Annotated in this window: 20 protein-coding genes; 11 read left to right on the top strand and 9 right to left on the bottom strand. The window is 45.0% G+C overall.

Features of this window, described 5'->3' with window-relative positions; genetic code table 11:
- Window positions 1-29 precede the first annotated feature (29 nt).
- Window positions 30-917 (top strand): DMT family transporter, encoded by an 888-nt coding sequence (locus R8N28_RS20345; RefSeq protein WP_064376927.1) that lies wholly within the window; start codon window positions 30-32, stop codon window positions 915-917.
- Window positions 918-1,048: 131 nt separating this feature from the next.
- On the opposite strand, the gene R8N28_RS20350 is transcribed toward R8N28_RS20345, so the two are convergent.
- The 9 genes from R8N28_RS20350 to R8N28_RS20390 form a co-directional block, all read right to left on the bottom strand.
- Window positions 1,049-2,545, bottom strand: coding sequence for an EAL domain-containing protein (locus tag R8N28_RS20350; RefSeq protein WP_065274438.1), 1,497 nt, complete (start codon window positions 2,543-2,545; stop codon window positions 1,049-1,051).
- Window positions 2,546-2,891: 346 nt separating this feature from the next.
- Complete coding sequence (gene gabT / locus R8N28_RS20355) at window positions 2,892-4,163, bottom strand: 4-aminobutyrate--2-oxoglutarate transaminase (RefSeq protein WP_065274437.1); 1,272 nt, start codon at window positions 4,161-4,163, stop codon at window positions 2,892-2,894.
- 14 nt (window positions 4,164-4,177) lie between these two features.
- Window positions 4,178-5,605: an NAD-dependent succinate-semialdehyde dehydrogenase gene (locus R8N28_RS20360; protein WP_065274436.1), complete on the bottom strand. Its 1,428-nt coding sequence runs from the start codon at window positions 5,603-5,605 to the stop codon at window positions 4,178-4,180.
- Window positions 5,606-5,659: 54 nt separating this feature from the next.
- Window positions 5,660-6,742 (bottom strand): agmatine deiminase, encoded by a 1,083-nt coding sequence (aguA, locus tag R8N28_RS20365; protein ID WP_065274435.1) that lies wholly within the window; start codon window positions 6,740-6,742, stop codon window positions 5,660-5,662.
- A gap of 12 nt (window positions 6,743-6,754) precedes the next feature.
- Window positions 6,755-7,621, bottom strand: coding sequence for an N-carbamoylputrescine amidase (aguB, locus tag R8N28_RS20370; protein ID WP_033905196.1), 867 nt, complete (start codon window positions 7,619-7,621; stop codon window positions 6,755-6,757).
- 17 nt (window positions 7,622-7,638) lie between these two features.
- Window positions 7,639-8,916 (bottom strand): NAD(P)/FAD-dependent oxidoreductase, encoded by a 1,278-nt coding sequence (locus R8N28_RS20375; RefSeq protein ID WP_065274434.1) that lies wholly within the window; start codon window positions 8,914-8,916, stop codon window positions 7,639-7,641.
- A 37-nt stretch (window positions 8,917-8,953) separates the two neighbouring features.
- Window positions 8,954-10,438: an aldehyde dehydrogenase gene (locus R8N28_RS20380; RefSeq protein ID WP_065274433.1), complete on the bottom strand. Its 1,485-nt coding sequence runs from the start codon at window positions 10,436-10,438 to the stop codon at window positions 8,954-8,956.
- 35 nt (window positions 10,439-10,473) lie between these two features.
- Window positions 10,474-11,031 (bottom strand): HTH-type transcriptional regulator PuuR, encoded by a 558-nt coding sequence (gene puuR, locus R8N28_RS20385; protein WP_054730171.1) that lies wholly within the window; start codon window positions 11,029-11,031, stop codon window positions 10,474-10,476.
- 18 nt (window positions 11,032-11,049) lie between these two features.
- Window positions 11,050-11,796, bottom strand: a complete 747-nt coding sequence (locus R8N28_RS20390; protein WP_005377814.1) for a gamma-glutamyl-gamma-aminobutyrate hydrolase family protein — start codon at window positions 11,794-11,796, stop codon at window positions 11,050-11,052.
- A 340-nt stretch (window positions 11,797-12,136) separates the two neighbouring features.
- Between R8N28_RS20390 and R8N28_RS20395 the strand changes: the two genes are divergently transcribed.
- The 10 genes from R8N28_RS20395 to R8N28_RS20440 all read left to right on the top strand — a co-directional run bounded on the left by R8N28_RS20395 (window position 12,137) and on the right by R8N28_RS20440 (window position 20,063).
- Window positions 12,137-13,480, top strand: coding sequence for a glutamine synthetase family protein (locus R8N28_RS20395; RefSeq protein ID WP_005377815.1), 1,344 nt, complete (start codon window positions 12,137-12,139; stop codon window positions 13,478-13,480).
- Between the two features lie 18 nt (window positions 13,481-13,498).
- Window positions 13,499-14,974 (top strand): Na+/H+ antiporter NhaC family protein, encoded by a 1,476-nt coding sequence (locus R8N28_RS20400; protein ID WP_054576461.1) that lies wholly within the window; start codon window positions 13,499-13,501, stop codon window positions 14,972-14,974.
- Window positions 14,975-15,223: 249 nt separating this feature from the next.
- Window positions 15,224-15,907: a DUF4336 domain-containing protein gene (locus tag R8N28_RS20405; protein ID WP_065274432.1), complete on the top strand. Its 684-nt coding sequence runs from the start codon at window positions 15,224-15,226 to the stop codon at window positions 15,905-15,907.
- 416 nt (window positions 15,908-16,323) lie between these two features.
- Window positions 16,324-16,791 (top strand): Sbal_3080 family lipoprotein, encoded by a 468-nt coding sequence (locus R8N28_RS20410; protein WP_065274431.1) that lies wholly within the window; start codon window positions 16,324-16,326, stop codon window positions 16,789-16,791.
- A 64-nt stretch (window positions 16,792-16,855) separates the two neighbouring features.
- Window positions 16,856-17,188 carry a YnfA family protein gene (locus R8N28_RS20415; protein WP_005377819.1) on the top strand — a complete coding sequence of 111 codons (333 nt, stop codon included), beginning with the start codon at window positions 16,856-16,858 and terminating at the stop codon, window positions 17,186-17,188.
- A 141-nt stretch (window positions 17,189-17,329) separates the two neighbouring features.
- Complete coding sequence (locus R8N28_RS20420; protein ID WP_017633973.1) at window positions 17,330-17,734, top strand: DUF1801 domain-containing protein; 405 nt, start codon at window positions 17,330-17,332, stop codon at window positions 17,732-17,734.
- 153 nt (window positions 17,735-17,887) lie between these two features.
- The gene (locus R8N28_RS20425; RefSeq protein WP_033905190.1) at window positions 17,888-18,268 is read left to right on the top strand and encodes a hypothetical protein; all 381 of its coding nucleotides are present in this window, start codon (window positions 17,888-17,890) and stop codon (window positions 18,266-18,268) included.
- Between the two features lie 150 nt (window positions 18,269-18,418).
- Window positions 18,419-18,919 (top strand): GNAT family N-acetyltransferase, encoded by a 501-nt coding sequence (locus R8N28_RS20430; protein ID WP_017633971.1) that lies wholly within the window; start codon window positions 18,419-18,421, stop codon window positions 18,917-18,919.
- Window positions 18,920-19,017: 98 nt separating this feature from the next.
- Complete coding sequence (locus R8N28_RS20435; protein ID WP_318183403.1) at window positions 19,018-19,269, top strand: TIGR03643 family protein; 252 nt, start codon at window positions 19,018-19,020, stop codon at window positions 19,267-19,269.
- Between the two features lie 404 nt (window positions 19,270-19,673).
- Window positions 19,674-20,063, top strand: coding sequence for a lysozyme inhibitor LprI family protein (locus R8N28_RS20440; RefSeq protein WP_065274430.1), 390 nt, complete (start codon window positions 19,674-19,676; stop codon window positions 20,061-20,063).
- Window positions 20,064-20,286 lie beyond the last annotated feature (223 nt).

Consider the following 20,286-nt stretch of genomic DNA (forward strand, 5'->3'; position numbering starts at 1 on the left):
TTAATTATCTCTACATAAAGATATTTAACATGAACATTTTACTTGCGATGATTCCTGCCTTTTTTTGGGGGACTACTTACGCTGTTACTCAGTTTACTCTACCGGACTGGCCTCCCGTTTTACTTGGCGCTCTAAGGGCACTGCCTGCGGGTCTTTTGTTGCTGGCAATAAAGCCCTCGTTTCCAAAAAGAAGTGAGTGGAAGGTGCTGCTTGTTTTAGGAACCATCAACATCGCTTGCTTCTTTGGTCTCATTTTTGTCATGGCGTTGACGCTTCCTTCTGCCATCTCTGGTGTTGGTATGGTTTCGGTCCCCGTTTTTGCGATGCTGTTTGGTTGGGCGGTCTACAAACGCCAGCCTAGTGGCATCCAAGCTATAAGCGGCGCAACTTTGATTGCTTTAGCTTGGTTCTTATTTGATCCTAGCTCTATTTCTCTCGACCCCGTGGGATTACTTGCGATGATCTCCGCCATTATGTGCATCGTGATAGGAAGTAGCGTAACAAAGTCACTAGGTACAAAAATGCACTGGTGGACAGTGTTAACATGGCAGCTCATTTTGGGTGGCGTGATTATGTCTATCGCAACAAGTGTGCTGGCGATAAACAATCCAGAGCCATATGTTACGGTCGTTCAGGACGTATCCATGACGAATATTCTAGGGTTACTTTGGGTAATTATTCTGAACACCGCATTAGGGTATGGCATGTATGTATGGTTATTACAGCGGATGTCGGTCGTAGATTTTACCTTTGGTGGTATTGCAAACCCAGTCGCAGGCATTGTTTCGGGCCTACTGCTATTGGGGGAAACGTTCACTCCTCTGCAATACAGCTTAATGCTGGGAATGATCGTAATGTCATTACTACCTCAGCTCATTACGTCAATCAAAACGAAAAGAGCCGCACTCTCCTCCTAAGTAACGTTAATTCCTAACACTCTAGAAGTAATGAGAGTGTTAGGAATCCTCAAGTGTTACCCCATCAGCAGAAATCAGCACTAACCTAGGCAACTGACACTTTAAAACGGTACGTTTTGACGTTATGGCTGTTAAGCGCTTGCAAGGTTAGTCAGGGGCTCTGGTTTAGCGTAAACATAGCCTTGAATAAGGTAAATCGCATGCTGAGCCAGGTATTCGACTTGAGCCTGGCTCTCTACACCTTCTGCAATCATCTCACATTCAGCTTTGTTCGCTGCAGACACAATTGAGTCCAGCACTTTCAACTTTTGGTCGTCAGATCCTATTGGATCAATGAACATCTTATCCACTTTTACACACCGGATGCCCAAATCTTGTAGGTAAGAAAAGCCACCATATCCGGTACCAAAATCGTCAATTTTGAACTTGTAGCCTTTATTCGTTAAATACAAAATCTCTTTTTTCGCGGCCTCAGTGTCTTTTACTGGTATTCTCTCGGTCAATTCAAAATGAATTCTATTCGAGATTGGCCAATTTAACTCCGACAGCAACTTCGTTAATACACCTGACTCTAAATGGGAGGAAACAATATTGATACTGACCCACGTATGCTCGGGTAAGTCACTTAAGTCTTGTATGATTTTACGAATAAGCTGATTGGTCATCGGGATAATCAGGCCACTTTCTTCTGCAGCACCAATAAACATATTTGGTGGCACCATTCCATCACGTCGCGACCATCGAATCAGAGCTTCATATCCTACTGTCTTACCATCGCGACTATCGACAATCGCCTGGTAGTAAGGAATAAATTCTGCATTACTAATCCCATTTTCAATTAGACCTGTAATGGATTTTCTCAAGCTTTTACCAGATATGTATGCAAAGGCAGTCGCAAGACCAGCAAGCACACTTACAAGACCGCCCCACAAAAGTACTCTTTCCTGAGCATAATTTTTAAGTTTTTCACCGCTGTATATCTTGATGAGCATGTTGGCTTGAGACTCTCCTGAAAAGAAAAACTCTTTTGACAGTGCGTTTTCTTCTCCTGCAATATTCGCTTTGCCACGGCTTATCGTTAAATCACCAAATATTGGTTCATCATACTTAAACTCTACAAATAGGCAGTCTTTGCAAGGCGTTTTTATTACCTCGTTAACCCAACTGTTATCAAGTACCCAGAAGACTTCAACGTGTTCATTATCATAAATGACCATCCACTCTATTTGGTCATTCTGTTGCGGCAAAACAAGTGATGCGAAAAAGTTCTCATCCATCTGAAATCGTTCACTACTAGATGGGCGAGACACTTCACTACCAACCGTGGAACACGTTTTTCCGCCTTCTGTGGTCATCGCAATAAAACGAATGTAACGGTTATAAAAACGTGGGTCGCGTAAAGTTCTTACATCACTATCACTACAAGTAAAATCTAACTGAGCAATCTGCTTCACTATTGCTCCGTCCAAATAGGCAGACCTTTGATTTAAATAATCTACGTAAGCATCTATTTTCGACGCTTTTACCGAGTTGACGTAAAAGTTGGTTATCGAATGAAAGGCCACTACAAATATGGCGATGGGAACTAAGCCGAGTAAAATGGCATACCTTGTATTCTTTGTTATCAAAGTTCATCCTGCTAATCTGTCAAGCAACCTAAGTGGGATATGAATACTATCTCATTTTTATAGTCCAAAAAGTGAGGAATGACGCTCAATAAAATTATAGACTCAAGTGGCTTTCAGATGTCGGGATTTAGAATGTGAGCACCAAACCACATTCGAGGAGAACAAAGTAGCGACTAAGTGGAAAGTAAGAACGAGCCCAATTGTTAAGTCATCCGTAATAAAAGTGACGACTTGGAGCTTGAGCAATACTTTTTAGATAGGCAGCAGATACGCTAAAAAAATAAAAAGGAAACGATTGATACCAACCGCTTCCTTGATTTGTTATTGCTATTTAAAAGTGCGTGAATTACGCCACTTCAAGAATCACTTTTTCCAACTTATCTAAACCTTCACTAAGCACTTCAGGCTCAATGGTTAGCGGCGGTAACAAGCGAATCACGTTCGCTTTTACCCCACAAGAAAGCAAAATCAGACCATTTTCTTGCGCTTTAGAAATCACCGCTTTGGTCATCTCTTGCAGTGGTTTGCCTGATTCAGGGTCAGTAAACTCAATCGCCATCATTGCACCAGTAGTGCGGATTTCACCGATAGCAGGTACTGACTGTTGCAGCTTAGTCATTCGTGCATTGACCACTTCACCAATGCCCATCGCTTTAGTGCACAAGTTTTCTTCTTCGATGATTTTCAGCACTTCAAGACCAGCAACACAACCAAGTGGCGAGCCCGCATAAGTGCCACCTAAACCACCGGGTAGTGCAGAGTCCATCACATCCGCTTTCCCAACTACCGCTGAGATTGGGAAACCACCAGCAATGCCTTTCGCCATTGTCATTAGGTCTGGTTCAATGCCTAGGTACTCTGTGGCAAACATTTTACCGGTACGAGCAAAACCCGTTTGGATTTCATCGGCAATCAGCATGATACCGTGCTTATCACACAGCTGACGTAAGCCTTGTGCAAACGCTTCAGGTGCTTTGTAGAAGCCGCCCTCACCTTGTACTGGCTCGAAGATGATCGCCGCAACGCGTGAAGGTTCGATATCGCAAGCAAACAGATCGTCGATTGCTTGTAAGCTTTGCTCAACGCTGATGCCGTGGAACGCATTTGGGTACGGCGCGTGATAGATTTCATTCGGGAAAGGACCAAAGCCTGCTTTATATGGCGCAACTTTACCAGTTAACCCCATCGTCATATTTGTGCGACCGTGAAAGCCGCCTTTAAACGCTATCACGCCGCTACGGCCTGTATGAGCGCGTGCCACTTTTACGGCATTTTCGACCGCCTCGGCGCCAGTGGTTAGAAAGATCGCTTTCTTCTTAGTCTCACCTGGTACAAGTTCTGTCAGCTTTTCTGCCAGCTCAACGAATGACGCATACGGCGTAACCATCGCACACGTGTGCGAGAAGTTATCCAACTGAGCTTTTACCGCTTCACTGATACGTTTGTGAGAATGCCCGGTGTTAGTTACCGCGATGCCCGCTGCAAAGTCGATGTATTTGTTGCCTTCGATATCCCATACGTAAGCGTTTTCTGCTTTCTCGACGTAAAGTGGGTATAGTGCGCCCATGCCTTGAGCGATAACTTGGCTTCTTCTTTCGTGTAGTTGTTGGTTTGTCATTGTTTTGTCCTTAATTAGTTGCCGCCAAAGCAGAGATATTTCACGTCCATGTATTCATCGATACCTTGTTTTGCTCCTTCGCGTCCGATGCCGGACTGCTTAACACCACCGAAAGGAGCAACTTCAGTAGAGATCATACCTTCGTTAATGCCGACCATGCCGTATTCGAGCGCTTCTGCGATTTTCCAAACACGGTGGATGTTTTGGCTGTAGAAGTACGACGCAAGACCGTAAATGGTGTCGTTCGCCATTTCGATCAGCTGTGCGTCACTGTCAAAACGAATCACTGGCGCGACAGGGCCAAAGATTTCCTCAGAGACAATCTTCATGTCGTGAGTAACGTCTTTGAGTATCACTGGCTGCATAAATAGACCATCCAGCTTTTTGAGTTCTGAAACTGGCTTAGCACCTTGCTCGATAGCACCATCGATCAACGCTTGAATGCCTTGCTTTGCCGATTCGCTGATCACAGGACCGATGTTTACGCCCTCTTCTAAGCCGTTACCGACGTTGAGCTGCTGAACCGCAGCGTCGAACTTAGCAACGAACTCGTCATACACTTTGCTGTGTACGTAGAAACGGTTCGCACACACACACGTTTGACCTGCGTTACGGAATTTCGACGCCATCGCACCCGCCACGGCTGCATCAATGTCGGCATCATCGAATACGATAAACGGCGCGTTGCCACCGAGCTCCATTGAGGTACGTTTAATGTCCGCCGCGCTTTGCTGCATCAGCACACTACCAACTTGGGTCGAGCCAGTGAAAGACAACTTACGAATCAACGGATGCGAAGTAAAAATAGCGCCTACCTGACGTGAATTTTCACCCAGAACCACTTGCAGCACATCGCGAGGGATACCCGCTTGATAGGCAAGCTCTGCGACCGCAAACGCAGACAGCGGCGTAGATTCAGATGGTTTTACAACAAAGCTACAACCGGCCGCTAAAGCTGGCCCTGCTTTGCGCGTGATCATCGCAATAGGGAAGTTCCAAGGCGTAATCGCACAGGCGACACCAATTGGCTGTTTGATGGTCACCAAACGCTTGTCCGCACTTGGGGCAGGAATCGTCTCACCGTAGGTACGTTTCGCTTCTTCAGCAAACCATTCGATAAAACTCGCGCCGTAAAGCACTTCACCTTGAGCTTCAGCCAGCGGCTTACCTTGCTCTAACGTCATTAAGCGGCCAAGGTCGGCTTTGTTTTCTAACAGAAGTTGGAACCAACGATTGAGCATGCCAGCGCGCGTTTTTGCTGGCAGTGCCGCCCACTTTTTCTGCGCCACACTGGCACGTTCAATGCCATTTAAAATGTCGTTTTCGGTTGAGACTGGTGCGTACCCGAGGAGTTCTCCGGTCGCCGGATTAGTCACTGCAATGCCCTGTTGTGGATTCGCTACCATAAACGAAACAAGGCTTTGGTTTTGTATCTGTTGCATGGTCATTCCTTTTGACAACTCATCATCGCCGCTAAGCCAGCGGCGAGTTTATGTTTAAGCAGGGATCTGCTGCGTAATACAGTGAATGTTCCCTCCGCCGAGTAGAACCTCTCTCGACGGTATCGCGATGATTTGGTATTCCGGCATCGCGTTTTGCAAAATATCGATCGCCATAGCGTCGGTCTCTTCGTCCAGCATCGGCAAGAACACATGCTCGTTGACGATAAGAAAGTTCGCATAAGAGGCACTTAGGCGTTCGCCAGCTTGTCGACTCATTCCTGAACTGGCGTCAATGCCATTGGCTTCGCGCTCGCTGTAATGCAACGGACCCGGTAATGGCAAACGGACAATTTCAATCTCGCGTCCTTTCGCATCGTGCTGCGATTTCAGCACTTGCTCTGCTTGACGAGATAACGCGTATTGCGGGTCACTTGAGTCATCGGTCCAACTCAGTACCACCTTACCCGGTGCGATCACGTGCATCAGGTTGTCAACATGGCCGTCTGTTTCGTCATTGAATAAACCATTTGGCAACCAAATGACTTTTTCGATACCGAGATACGCCTTTAACTGCTCTTCGATTTGCGCTTTGCTCAATTGCGGATTTCGCCCCGGACTGAGTAAGCACTCTTCTGTGGTGTAAAGGGTGCCTTCACCATCGGTGTGAATCGCCCCTCCTTCAAGTACAAACGGAGCACGGTAATGATCAATACCGATGATGTCGCATACCGAGCCAGCGACAAGATCGTCCTGCTGCCAGTTATCGTAAAGCCCGTTGTATTCGCCGCCCCACGCGTTGAATTGCCAACTAATCCCACGGCGCTCGCCCGCCTGATTCACGAGCACGGTCGGTCCAATATCGCGCATCCACGCATCGTTAAATGGGATTTCCACCAAACGTACATCTGAGTGAAGCATTTGACGCGCTCGGTCAAAGTTGTGCGAGCACACCGCCACACACACTTTGGTCACTTCCGCGATTAAGTTCGCGATTCTGGCAAAGGTTTCTTGCGCGGGTAATGCGTCATCACGCCAATTGTCTTTCCTTTCTGGCCACGCTAGCCAAACTTCACTAACCGGCTGAAACTCAGCCGGAAAATAGAAGCCATCTTGCGCTGGTGTTGTCGATAACTTCATACTAACGCCTCTTTAAACAGCTAGCTTGCCAACGCTGGTGTAGAGGTCTGGACGACGGTCGCGGAACAAGCCCCACGCATGACGCGCTTTCGCTATCGCAGCGAGATCGATTTCTGCGTAAATGATGGTTTCACCTTCACGTGGTGCTTCGGCAATTTTTGCACCAGTGTGGTCAGTGATAAAAGAAGAGCCGTAGAACGTGGTCTCGATACCATCATCGACCTCAGTACCAACTCGGTTTGACGCGATGACTGGAACGAGGTTTGCTGCCGAGTGACCTTGCATTGTACGTTGCCAGTGATCACGTGAATCCAGTGTCGGATCTTGAGGCTCAGAACCGATTGCAGTTGGGTAAAAAATCGCTTCCGCGCCGTGCAGAGCCAAGCTGCGCGCAAGCTCTGGGAACCATTGGTCCCAACAAATGCCAGCACCGAACTTACCGAACTTGGTTTGCCACACTTTGAAACCGGTATCGCCAGGGCTAAAATAGTACTTTTCGCTGTAGCCCGGGCCATCAGGAATGTGTGACTTGCGGTAGTTATCTAGTACCGTACCATCGGCATCAATCATCACTAGCGAGTTAAAAAACGTATTGCCCGCTTTTTCAAAGTAGCTGACAGGAATCACCACGCCGAGCTCTTTAGCCAACGCACTCATCTCTTTAATAAGACGACAATTCTCCGTTTCTTCTGCAAGCTCGAAATACTTTGCTTCCTGTTTTTTGCAGAAGTAAGGCGCAGCGAACAGCTCTTGCGGAAGAATCACGTTCGCACCGTTTTGTGCTGCTTCACGAATCGCCTTTTTTGCTTTGGCTAGGTTATCTTCCAGATCCCAGCTTTTCGTCAGTTGAAGGGCTGCAAATTTCACCACTTTGCTCATTGGATATTCCTTATCTCTTAAATCGCCAGTTTGTCACGTAGGTTGTAGTAAGCCGCGCCCATTGCCGTAAACGGAATTTGGAAGTGGCGGCCACCTGGGAAGGAGTAATGTTTCAGTGCAGCAAACGCATCGAAACGTTCAGCGTGTCCGATCAATGCTTCTGCCAGCAACTTGCCTGCGAGGTGAGTACACGTTACACCGTGACCGCTGTAGCCTTGTAGGTAGTAAATGTTGTCTGCAAACGAGCCAAATTGCGGCATGCGTGAGTAAGTCAGCAAGAAGTTACCCGTCCAGGTATAATCAATCTTGATGCCTTTCAATTGTGGGAAGACTTTCTCCATCTTCGGACGAATCAATGCTTCAATGTTTTCTGGGTCACGTGCGCCGTAAACCACGCCACCTCCGAATAACAAACGCTTGTCGGCGGTTAAGCGGAAGTAGTCAAGCAAGTAGTTACAGTCTTCAACGCAGTAGTCACTGGTCAGCACTTGTTTTAGCTGCTCATCACTCAAAGGCTGAGTCGCCACCACTTGTGTGCCACACGGAATCGCTTTGTTGCTGATGTTTGGTGCCAACCCACCAAGATACGCGTTACCTGCCAAAACCACGTACTTGCTCTTCACGCTACCTTGCGCCGTTTTGACTACTGGGTTAATCCCTTTGTCAATCGACACGACCGCCGACTGTTCGAAGATTTGGCCACCCAGAGAAATAAACGCAGCGGCTTCACCTAACGCGAGTTTAAGCGGGTGAATGTGACCACCGCGCATATCCAACAAGCCACCAGTGTACACTTTGGTCCCTACCGCTTGTTCTACTTCTCCTGCGTCAAGCAGAGTCAGTTGGTCGTTGCCGTAACGCTCCCAGTTCTTCTTATGCTCTTCTAGCCCTTTGAGTTGTTTACTATTCAGTGCCGTGAACAAGCCGCCTTGCTTGTAATCACAGTTGATGTCGTATTTGTCGATCAGACCACGGATGATATCGCCGCCTTCAAAAATCATATCGCACAGAGCTTTAGCTTGGTTTTGGTCGTAACGGCTTTCAATCACGTCAACATCTCGGCTGTAGCTATTAACGATTTGGCCGCCGTTACGACCAGTTGCCCCAAAGCCCACTTTTGCGCTTTCTAGCACAACAACTTTAAAACCTTTTTCCGCTAGGTGCAGTGCAGAAGAAAGACCAGAGAATCCCGCACCGACTACACACACATCGCACTCGATGTTGTCTTGTAATTGTGTGTATTCCGGCATGTTTGGCACAGAGTGCGCGTAGAACGAATCCGTATGCTTGTTCATAGAACTATTCCTTTATTTATCGTAATCGTCAGCAGGCTTAAGGATGGAGGCGAATCCAAGTGGTTTTGGTTTCGGTGAATTTTTCAATCGCGTGGAGAGACTTGTCTCGACCGTTTCCGCTCATTTTGAATCCACCAAATGGAACCGTCATGTCACCTTCGTTGTAGTTGTTAACCCAAACCGAGCCGGCTTGCAGTCGTTTTGCTACGCGATGAACGCGGTTGATATTGCTACTCCAGAGTGCCGCGCCTAAGCCGTACTTCGAATCGTTAGCGATCTCGATTGCTTGCGCTTCGTCTTTGAATGGAATGACACACAGCACCGGACCAAAAATTTCCTCTTGGGCGACACGCATCTTGTTGTCGACGTTGTCTAAAATGGTTGGGGAAACAAATGCGCCCTGCCCATCGACATCGCCGCCACAACGTACGTTTGCACCTTCTGATTCACCTAACGAGATGTATTCCAATACTTTTGATTTATGATCTTGGTCGATGAGCGCACCCATTGATGAACTTGGGTCCATTGGGTCTTTTGGCGTGAACGCTTTCGACGCTTGAATAACTTTTTCTATAAACTGCTCTTTGATGCTTTCGTGAACAAGCAGGCGGGTTGCCGCGACGCACACCTCACCTTGGTTGTAAAAACACCCTGCAGCGGTATCTGCTGCTGCGCGGTCTAAATCATCACAATCTTCAAACACGATGTTCGCGTTCTTGCCGCCCGCTTCTGCAAACACACGCTTTAGGTTGCTCTCACCCGATCTGACCATCAGTTGACCTGCAATGCGCGTCGAGCCTGTGAAGGCGATGCAGTCTACGTCTTGGTGTTTCGCCAGCGCGTCGCCAGCTTCATGACCAAAACCCGTAACGACTTGGAAAACGCCTGTTGGCAAGCCCGCTCGAGAAGCAAGTTGACCTAGGAATATCGCGGTGAGAGAAGATTTTTCTGACGGTTTTAGAATCACGCTGTTACCAGCGGCTAAAGCAGGGCCAAGCTTCCAGCACGCAAGCCAAAGGGGGAAGTTCCACGGCACAACCGCAGCGACCACGCCAATTGGCTGATGGGAAATAAAGGCATGTACATCTTTTTCGGTTGGGGCAACTTCGCCGTATACTTTGTCGATTGCTTCTGCGTACCAGCGTAATGCACTCGCCGCGCCAGGAATATCGGTAGAGAAGCTGTGAGAGATAGGCTTACCGGTATCAAGCGTTTCTAGCAGAGCCAATTCTTCTTGGTTTTGATCAATCAAGTCAGCAAACTGTTTAAGCACTGCTTTGCGATGAGCTGGGCTGCTCTCGCTCCACTGACCGGATTGAAATGCTTGGCGAGCGTATGAAACCACGAGATCAACATCTTCATTTTGGCAACGGGCGATTTCGGTGAATATCTCATCTGTTGCTGGGTTAACTACCGGGATGGTTTGCCCTGTTAAAGCGGCACTGTATTCACCGTTAATGTACGCCCTGTTTTCGATGTTTAGATTGTTTTTTAGTTCAATCCATTGCTCTTGGGTTTTCATACGCTCTCCTTGTGATCACACAAGGCAAGCCCCCACTAAAATGTGGTTGGCGTATGCGCACTTATCATTCGACAAGCCTTGTCTGTGTGATTTGTAAATCGATGGGGCTTCGTCGTATCAATAATGTACGACTCGCCCGCTGTTATGACATGAGATTGCCCTTTATATTCCAGAGTGATTTCACCCTCTAATACGGTGCCAATCTCTTCGCCTTCGTGTTTGATTTCTGCCGCACCAGTGGTTCCATAAGGTGCGTATTCCTCGATCAAGAATCCGATGACTTGATCTTTGTCGCCATTCGTTACCAGTTTCATGGACACCGTCTCGCTCCCGATTTCCACAAGATCTGACGGCTTGATGACTACTTTCACTTCCTCGTTCGAAGGTTGTTCAAAAGTGAAAAACTCTGATAACGATAAAGAAAATACATTAACGATTTTTTGTAGTGAGCTGACCGACGGGCTCACTTTTCCATTTTCAATGGATGAGATTGCACTGTGGGTAATACCAGCGCGCTCGGCTAGTTCCCTTTGTGACAATCCATGTTTTTTTCGTAACTGAACAATATTTTTACCAATCTCTTGATTGTCCATTCATACAGCTCCAAACGTTTAACGAGAGGTAGCCATCATAAATTCATTGAACAAAATTTGAGAGAAATGATTGGTTTTTGCTTCCCATTCTGGGTGCCACTGCACGCCAACGAAAAATTTTTGATTAGGAAGGCTAAATGCTTCTACCAAGCCATCCGGGGCTTTAGCTTCTACTTGTAATAGAGGAGCAAGCTGATCGACGCCTTGGTTGTGTAGTGTGTTCACTTCAAAGAAGGTGGTATTTTCCCAATGATTTTGCACCAGCCATTGTTCAAATAAGCTCTGCTTTTGAACTAGCACAGCGTGTGCTGGCGCGTATTTTTGTTCGAAATCTTCAACAGGCGCTTCACGATGGTCATTGAAGCCGGAGTCATGAACGGCTGGGTTTAACGAGCCACCAAGTGCGACATTCATCTCTTGAAAGCCGCGGCAAATACCAAGGCACGGAATGTTTTGGTCAACCGCATGACGAATTAACGTGAATGAGAGCTCATCACGAGCTTCATCTTTGTAGCTCTCTTCGTGCGTTGCATTGTATCGATGTGGCGCAACGTTAGAGTGGCTGCCAGGAAAAAGAAAACCATCACATATGTCTAGGATGGTGGTTACGTCATCGCCCGACATGTCGGGAGCCAACATAATCGGTAGTCCTCCAAAATCCTTTATGGCGCGAAGGTAAAAGTCGTTGACCGCTTGTATCTGATAGCCACCCAACTCTTTAGCGCAGCTAACCACACCAATGATGGGTTTGTGTGTATCTGCCATGATATGTCCGTGTTCAATTTATTTAACACAAACCCTACAAACCATGTACAAAATTATCAACACAGATGACCATTATTATCGTCGCAACGTGATCTGGCGCACTTTTTAGGCTTCAAAACTGAATATTTATGCTCATTATATTGAACAAAACAAAACCAACTGTTACAAAATAGTTAACAGAAAGACATAAAAACAAGCCGTTAAACATCAAAAGCACAGTATAAGTGCATGTTTAAATTAAAAATAACCTGAAAAACAAACAACTCGTTCAGAGTTCTGTAATTTATTTGTTAATTTGGTTATTTCTAATTTCTACTCGTCAGGCTATTTGGAGAAGAAAATGGAATCGTATCTACAGGAAGTACAAAATTTTAAACAAAAATGGCCCGATATTGAATTTATCGATCTCATCTTTACCGATATAAATGCCACCCCAAGAGGAAAACGCATCCCGATAGATGCTCTAGAAAAACTGAATAAAGGTGTTGCCCTCCCCCTTTCGACCATCACCCTAGATACCAAAGGTAACGTCGTTGAAACGGCCGGGTTGGGAGAAGATCTCGGAGAACCAGATAACCTCTGCTATCCAATCAGCGGCACCTTAATGCCGACGGCAAAAGAACAAGTTGGTCAGCTACTGCTTAGTATGATGGATGAAACCGGGCAGCACCCTAACCCACTGTTCATCCGAAACATTCTCGCTTCTATATTGCAAACACTGCATGCTAAAGACCAATATCCTTGTGTCGCGCTCGAGCTGGAGTTCTATTTAATAGACAAAACCCGCGGCGAAAATGGCGAACCATTAACGGCAATTAACCCCACGAAAAAAACTCGAGAAAAAGATACCGAGGTTTACGACCTTGATGGACTAGATGACTACGCTGATTTCTTGGCCGACCTTAATCGAATTGCATTAGAACAAGGTTTAAACACTTCCGGAGCCCTATCTGAATCGGCACCAGGGCAGTTCGAAATCAACTTCAACCATTCTAAAGATGTACTTCGAGCATGTGATGAAATCATCATCGCAAAACGCTTGATTCGCCAGGTCGCTCATCAGCACGGATTTGACGCCACATTTATGGCGAAACCTTTTAGTGAGCAAGCGGGTAATGGCATGCACATTCATCTCAGCTTGGTTGATACAGATGGTAACAACCACTTTAGCCAATCAGACGGTCAAGCGAGCGCCTTCTTCTATCAAACCATGGCAGCGATGCTGTCACAAACATCCGATGCCATGGCCCTAATCTGTCCTAACGTTAACTCTTACCGTCGCTTTGTTCCTGGCGCTTACGTCCCAACCAAAGCCGATTGGGGAGAAAACCACCGCGGTGTTGCGTTGCGTGTGCCTATCAGCGATAGCAAAAATCGCCGTATAGAGCATCGTATAGCAGGCGCTGACGTTAACCCATACATTCTCGCTGCAGTAGTACTTTCCGCAGTATTAGCGAGTGAAAGCTACACCAAAGATCAATGTCCACCGACTCTCAGTGATGATGCAATTGAGTTACCTCTGCGTATGTCAGAAGCTCTAGAGCGACTGGAGCACAGTGAGCTAGCTCAATACATCTCAAGAGACTTTATCGATTTGTATCTAGCTTGCAAACAGAGTGAACTCGCAGAATTTGAGCGAGCGATTACTCCATTGGAAATCGACTGGATGTTGCACTCGGCATAAACAAAGGAAATGAACTTTATGACTACGCAGACCAAGGCGCTGGATGCGCCTCTTAAAATCAACTCTCAACACATTATTGTTTCTTTAATCTCGGTTGCGACGTTTGTCTTTTTTACCACAATCGGTTTGAACCATGAGGAAGGCGAAGCCTACGGATGGATGAGTCTTTTACCAACGGCGTTGGTATTGGTCTTTGCGCTGACAACACACCGAACTGTGGAAGCCCTCTTTAGCGGCGCTATTGCCGGTGTTCTTCTGCTTAACCCAACTGAAGCGGTGGAACAGATTGTTGATATTTCCATGAGTGTAATGATGGATGAAACTATCGCCTGGATCATCCTCGTTTGTGGTTTGATGGGCGGCCTAATTGCTATTTTGGAGAAAGGCGGCAGTATCTTAAGCTTCTCCGACATGCTGGTCACGAAAGTAAAAAGCCGTAAGCAATCGATGCTGATGACCTTTGCGTTAGGTATTCTGATCTTTATCGACGATTATTTGAATGCGATTGCAATTTCTTCCTCAATGAAAAAAGTTACGGACGGCTACCAAATCTCGCGTGAAAAGCTCTCATATCTTGTGGATTCAACCGCCGCACCTATCTGTATCCTCGTACCAATTTCCACTTGGGCAATTTTCTTCAGTTCTTTGCTAGAAGCAAACGGAGTAGCAGAAGCGGGAGATGGTATCAAAGCATACATTGAAGCTATTCCATACATGGCTTACGGCTGGGTAACGCTGGTGATTGTTTTGCTGGTTGCAATGGAAAAGGTCCCAGATCTAGGCGCGATGAAAAAGGCAGAAAAGCGTGCGAAGAATGGTCAAGTTCGTCCAGACGGTGCAACAGATGTCGACTTTGGTCCCGATGTCTCTGCACATACCAACCCAACCATGGGCCTTGTCAACTTCTTGTTACCAATGATCGTACTTGTTGCCGCAAGTTGGTATTTTGGTATCGATCTACTTGCTGGTGTTTTCGTCGCGTTAATCTTTACTATTAGCTTTTACGGCGCACAAAAACTGATCTCGATGAACGACATGTTCGAAGCTGTTTATGATGGCATTAAGGTTATGCTACTGCCGCTTGCGACCGTTATTGGTGGTTTCATGTTGAAATCGGTCAACGACTCATTGGGCGTCACGCAGTATGTCATTGAGACCGTCAGCCCTTACCTGTCAGCGTCTTACTTCCCTGCGATTATCTTTATGATTACGGGCGCGTTGGTATTTGCAACGGCATCGTCTTGGGGAACGTTTGCAGTAGCGATGCCAATTGTTCTACCTTTGGGCGAACAGCTTGGTGTGCCTCTACACTTAACCGTTGCAGCGCTGCTTTCAGCATCAGCGGCAGGGAGCCACTCTTGTTTCTTTAGTGACTCAACCGTGTTATCTGCACAAGGTTCAGGCTGTACAGCAATGCAACACGCAACCACACAGTTTCCTTATGCGTTGATTGGTATTGTTGCAACCGCGATTTTCTTCTTCATCATCGGTTAGCCCCTTTATCTAATTGCAAAGCCCTGCTCAAAAATAGCGGGGTTTTGTTCTATCAAGTCAAATGATCCTCTTAAAACGACTTTACGTCCGTTCAGTATAAAAACACTCAAAGATATACATCTGCACTCAATAATGGTTTGGTAAACCTAATATTTTTGGTTTACGCTTAGCGAAGCGTTTATTGTGCAGCAAGGCAGCTTTTGAGTAACTTAAATGCCGCCTTAATACAGTGTTAACGGTTGGAGAGACATGAAAAAGTTAGCCCAAGAGATATGGATATTTGACGGAGATCCCGTCCAATTCTTAGGACTCCCATACACCACTCGTATGACTATTGTTAGGCTTTCTGATGGTGGCCTTTGGATTCATAGTCCAATTAAGTTATCAAATTCGATTAGAGAGCAAATCAACAATCTAGGCCAAGTGAAATACTTAATCGCTCCTAATCATTTACACCACTTGTTCTTATCTGAATGGGTATTTGCCTATCCTAGCGCAGAAGTTTATGGCACAGATGAAGTCATCAAGAAGTGCCGTGATATACACTTTCACGCTTCACTTAACCAAGGCGGTAATGCTTGGAACTCTGAGGTTGAACAAGAACTATTTTCTGGCTCTCCATTAATGGAAGAGTGTGTGTTTTATCATCGACTTTCAAAGACCTTAATTGTTACTGACCTCGTCGAGAATTTTTCTGGCCAGGACTTTAACTACTGGCAGCGGTTTGTGGCTAAAGGGGCCGGTATTCTTGCTCCGAATGGAAAAATGCCTTTGGATTGGCGCCTAAGTTTTATGTTTAGCAAACAAGAGGCTCGAAAACACTTAAATAAACTGCTGTCTTGGAAACCTAATATATTGGTTATGGCTCACGGTGAAATCGTCCTTGATAATGCAGACAAGTTCTTACAGCGCTCTTTTAAGTGGCTAGTATGAGACAACATTGAAAACTCACACAACAGAATAGACAAGAAGCTATTTTAAAACATTAGGCCCTTTTAGCTTAGTCTTAGGGGGCAATTTACAGAACTACACGTTATGTTTAACGATAAGCTCCCCTATTCCTCTTAATTGAGCATTATGCAGCAATTTAAAATTCCGTTAGAATTGCACTTCAAAAACTTCAATGCGAAGAATTCTGAACATTGATACGGACATAAGTTCAAGAGTTAACATAACGCTATAGCAATCTCTTACTAATTATTTTGCTTCGAGACATTGGCATACTCCCGAAACAAACCCTTCGACTCTAAAGGTTTTGTTAATAACTGTTGCCATGCTTGTTAGTTATTCTCGTTGAACTCAGTATCTTGAAGTTGTTTGAATATATAAATTTAAAAAAGAGACATAAGATGCACAAAAAACTCATCATTCTAAGCTTGCCTATTCTATTAGCCGCATGTGCGGCACCAAAGTATACGGTAGAAACAATCTCGAAAGAAAATCAGAGCAAGGAAATCACCATCGTAAAAGACAACGCCACGCGAGATGTTTTCTTAGATTCGATGCAAGACTGGTGTTTGGATACCGCCCATAAATGCACAGTCGTAAGCGACGGCACTCATCCTGTTAGCTCTGAGCTGACACTTACTTACGTATCACGCTGGAGCTGGGATTTTAGAACATTTATCGCTGATGCTCAGATCAAAGCCTACAAAAATAACGAAAAAGTAGGACAAGTTGAATTTAAAGCACCAAACAGCGCGAATCCAGATAAATGGGGTAAAGACAACAAACGAATCATTTCGATGATGGATTTGTTATTCGGTAAACAAACCGTGAGTGAGGCTCAATCCAAGATTAAGCTGGGCGAAATGTAATGAGCTGAGCAATTGCCCATTTAACCAGCATCATATATTTGTAGATAAAGATAGGAATGTTTAAGTGACTGAAGTCAAAACCATTGGGCTTTTCTTTATAACCGCCATTGCAGAAATATTAGGCTGCTACTTACCTTATCTCTGGTTAAAGGAAGATAAGTCAGTTTGGCTTTTGGTACCAGCAGCGCTATGCCTTGCTATGTTTGCTTGGCTTCTATCTTTACATCCTACCGCAACTGGCAGAGTTTATGCCGCTTACGGTGGTGTCTATATTTTTGTCGCAATTCTATGGTTGTGGTGTATCGACGGCGTTCGACCAACGCTCTGGGACATAGTGGGGGTTTCTGTCGCTATGCTTGGCATGTCAATCATCATGTTTTCACCCAGAGCATCCTAAACGTAACCGAGGGAAACCCTTACGCTTAGTATTTTGGCTATGTGCTAGATTTATTGATTAATAACATTATGACGTAATTGCTACATAGCCAAAGTACGCTTGGGCTTCACCCCAAAACAGCGCTATTTATAGGAGATACCAATGAACCATGCAGTGAAGGCAAGATTTGATGAGTATCCAAAACATGTGCGTATTCGGATAGAAGAGCTACGAAATATCGTCTTAACTATCGCTTCTGAATTAAAACTGGGGGAAGTTGAAGAATCTCTAAAATGGGGAGAGCCAAGCTACAGTGTGAAAACAGGTAGCCCGGTAAGGATGGATTGGAAACAGAAAACGCCTAGTCGTTATTATCTGTTCTTTAATTGCCAAACTAAGCTCGTCGACACATTCCGCGAACTGTATAGTGACTCACTTGAGTTTCAGGGTAATCGAGCAATAATTCTATCTTTATCAGCACCTTTGCCAGAAGCTTCAATCAAGACCTGTTTAGAATTAGCATTAACCTATCAAAAGCGAAAGAACTTACCTCTTTTAGGTATGTAAGATCGCTTAATAAAACTATTTACGGCCGATTAACCATATTCAACTACTCTACCTTTGTATCCTTTTTAATGCTTCCGCAGTAAAGTTTTAGATTAAGTGGTCACGTTAATAGCGCCGTAACCAAACTAGTAATATCGAAATAAAGAAGAGTTTATGAAATCAAAAATCTTGTTCTTACTTATGCTTGGAGCTCATTTCAATGCTTTTTCAGCGACGAACTATCAAGTCAATGTGGTAGTAACAGAGCCTCAATCAACATTCATTTTTCCGACTTTTGAAATATCCTCTAAAGGAAAAAGCAAAACCAGTTTTGTCGACGGCTGCACGTACTTAGGAACCCTTTCAGAACCGAGCAAAAATAGCATACAGCTTGAAGCTACCATGTCATGCAACCGAGATGGCGCTACGTCAAGGATGGAAATGCCGGTATTTGTACTCAACTCCGAGGGTCAAAGCGCGAGTTATGATCTTGTAGAAAACGGGATCGTGATGTGGAAATATTCTGTAGAAGTTAAGCCGTCACTTAAAAAGTGATATATCAGAAATACTAAAGTAACAATCAGCACTATTAACCGCCGCTTAAGTGTAATAGGTATATTCTTTACGACTTAATGACGTTACTTGTTGCCGCAAGTCTCCAACTCATGTACAAAACAGCCCTAATTTTAATAGGAGCTAAGTGGCATGAATTTAATTGTACGTCAGGTAACTTTAGGTGATGCTGAAGGCATTACAAACGTCCTCAATCCCATCATTATTGAAGGTTTATACACTGTATTAGATACGCCTTTCACACCTGAAGAAGAAAAAGAGTTCATTACTCATTTCCCAGAACGGGGCGTGTTTACAGTCGCTTTATCCGAAAATAGCTCACAAGTCATTGGTTTCCAAAATATCGAGCCCTTTGCACAATATACAAAAGCTTTTGACCATGTTGGCATAATTGGTACGTTTGTTAGTGACGGTGCTCGTGGCCAAGGTGTGTCTAAACAGCTTTTCAAATCGACATTCGAAGTAGCCAAACAAAAGGGTTACGAAAAACTATTTGCGTACGTTCGCAGCGATAATGAGCGAGCGTTATCAGCCTATCTCAAACAAGGCTTCGAAATCGTAGGGACCGCGAAGAAGCATGCAAAAGTTCGTGGGAAATACGTAGACGAAGTCCTCATTGAGAAGTTTTTGTAGGTGTTATGTCGCTAAACACTAAGCACGCATATAAGAACATTTGAACCAAGACTCAATTTCCGTCGTAGAAATCTCTTTTCTAAAATAGGTTATTTGAAATGAAACTGACCTCGGAAACTGAGTCAAGAATAATAGAAATGGCATGGGAAGACCGCACCCCATTTGAGGCTATCGAATTTCAATTTGGTTTGAATGAATCCGACGTGATTCAGTTTATGCGTAGCCGGCTCAAATCAAGTAGCTTTAAATTGTGGCGTATAAGGGTTTCGGGGCGCAATACAAAACACAACAAGCTACGAAACTCAGACATCATTAGAGGTTATTGCCCAACTCAATATAAGCCGCGATAGCGAACTGCACTTGGCATAAATTTTTATTACGAATCGCAACATTTATCGCCCTACCTTTGAACCAACTTCATGATTGGAGGGGAATAGTCACCACTTAATTCAACCTAAGTGTTTCAGGGCGATAATAAATTCAATGGGAGTCATCTTAACGTCCTCAGTCGCCATCAAACTAATGATTCCACAGAAAAGATTGATACAAAACGCCCACTAAAAGTAACTCAGATTAAGGCGTCATTTAATCCGTGTATCAATCTCTTTTACCTTCTGTTTAGGCACTAGAATCACTAACCTTCTATTTTATCTTTGAAGGCACAGATAAAAAGCTGCATGATTAAAAAGGAAAAATAGCGGATAACTGTTTAACAAGCACTCGGAGCTTGGAGGCAATTTTGAACAAATTACTTATGATGTTTGCGTTGGTTTCTTTACCTTGCTTGGCTTCTGATGATGTTGAAGATCCCTGCAAAGTAAAAGGCGGGGGCGTTATGGCTGGTTATCAGTGTGTAGAAAAGAAGATGGAATCTGCAGATAAAGAGCTTAACGAAAGTTACAAGGAAGCAATCGCTAGAATAGGTGAGGAAGAAAAAGCACTAAGGAAAACATGGTCTCAGACCGAACTGGTAGAGCCATTTCGAAAGGCCCAAAGAGCTTGGCTAAAATACAGAGACGCCGAATGTGAATTTACGGGCCTGTCTTCCACACCCTCACCCTGGCAAGGTGTCCAGATTGAAGAGTGTAAGTTAAGAATGACGTTAGAACGCGTCGAGTACTTCAATGGAGTATACGTAGGCTAAACGGATTACATCTAACAAAGCACTTCAATAAGATTCGCAACTCTTGGCAATTTCAGTTTAAATGTACTCGGTGTTTAAGATGCAAACGTTCAGGTTGAGTGGTCGCTCCGCTTACTACTTAACCCTGCGTTGTGCGTAAAGCTAATTGTAGTGGTCAACTAAAATTGGCCACGGTTTTAGAGTTTTCCCAATATAATCGTTCTGATTCATTGGGAGTTAGACC

The sequence above is a fragment of the Vibrio sp. Vb1554 genome (assembly GCF_033344235.1).

Coding starts and splice junctions, on each gene's coding strand:
- R8N28_RS20430 (WP_017633971.1), top strand. CDS start 18,419: ATGAATTTAATTGTACGTCAGGTAACTTTAGGTGATGCTGAAGGCATT.
- R8N28_RS20425 (WP_033905190.1), top strand. CDS start 17,888: ATGAAATCAAAAATCTTGTTCTTACTTATGCTTGGAGCTCATTTCAAT.
- gabT (WP_065274437.1), bottom strand. CDS start 4,163: ATGACAAACCAACAACTACACGAAAGAAGAAGCCAAGTTATCGCTCAA.
- R8N28_RS20380 (WP_065274433.1), bottom strand. CDS start 10,438: ATGAAAACCCAAGAGCAATGGATTGAACTAAAAAACAATCTAAACATC.
- R8N28_RS20360 (WP_065274436.1), bottom strand. CDS start 5,605: ATGCAACAGATACAAAACCAAAGCCTTGTTTCGTTTATGGTAGCGAAT.
- R8N28_RS20410 (WP_065274431.1), top strand. CDS start 16,324: ATGCACAAAAAACTCATCATTCTAAGCTTGCCTATTCTATTAGCCGCA.
- R8N28_RS20440 (WP_065274430.1), top strand. CDS start 19,674: ATGATGTTTGCGTTGGTTTCTTTACCTTGCTTGGCTTCTGATGATGTT.
- R8N28_RS20395 (WP_005377815.1), top strand. CDS start 12,137: ATGGAATCGTATCTACAGGAAGTACAAAATTTTAAACAAAAATGGCCC.
- R8N28_RS20435 (WP_318183403.1), top strand. CDS start 19,018: ATGAAACTGACCTCGGAAACTGAGTCAAGAATAATAGAAATGGCATGG.
- aguB (WP_033905196.1), bottom strand. CDS start 7,621: ATGAGCAAAGTGGTGAAATTTGCAGCCCTTCAACTGACGAAAAGCTGG.
- puuR (WP_054730171.1), bottom strand. CDS start 11,031: ATGGACAATCAAGAGATTGGTAAAAATATTGTTCAGTTACGAAAAAAA.
- R8N28_RS20400 (WP_054576461.1), top strand. CDS start 13,499: ATGACTACGCAGACCAAGGCGCTGGATGCGCCTCTTAAAATCAACTCT.
- R8N28_RS20420 (WP_017633973.1), top strand. CDS start 17,330: ATGAACCATGCAGTGAAGGCAAGATTTGATGAGTATCCAAAACATGTG.
- R8N28_RS20405 (WP_065274432.1), top strand. CDS start 15,224: ATGAAAAAGTTAGCCCAAGAGATATGGATATTTGACGGAGATCCCGTC.
- aguA (WP_065274435.1), bottom strand. CDS start 6,742: ATGAAGTTATCGACAACACCAGCGCAAGATGGCTTCTATTTTCCGGCT.
- R8N28_RS20390 (WP_005377814.1), bottom strand. CDS start 11,796: ATGGCAGATACACACAAACCCATCATTGGTGTGGTTAGCTGCGCTAAA.
- R8N28_RS20375 (WP_065274434.1), bottom strand. CDS start 8,916: ATGAACAAGCATACGGATTCGTTCTACGCGCACTCTGTGCCAAACATG.
- R8N28_RS20345 (WP_064376927.1), top strand. CDS start 30: ATGAACATTTTACTTGCGATGATTCCTGCCTTTTTTTGGGGGACTACT.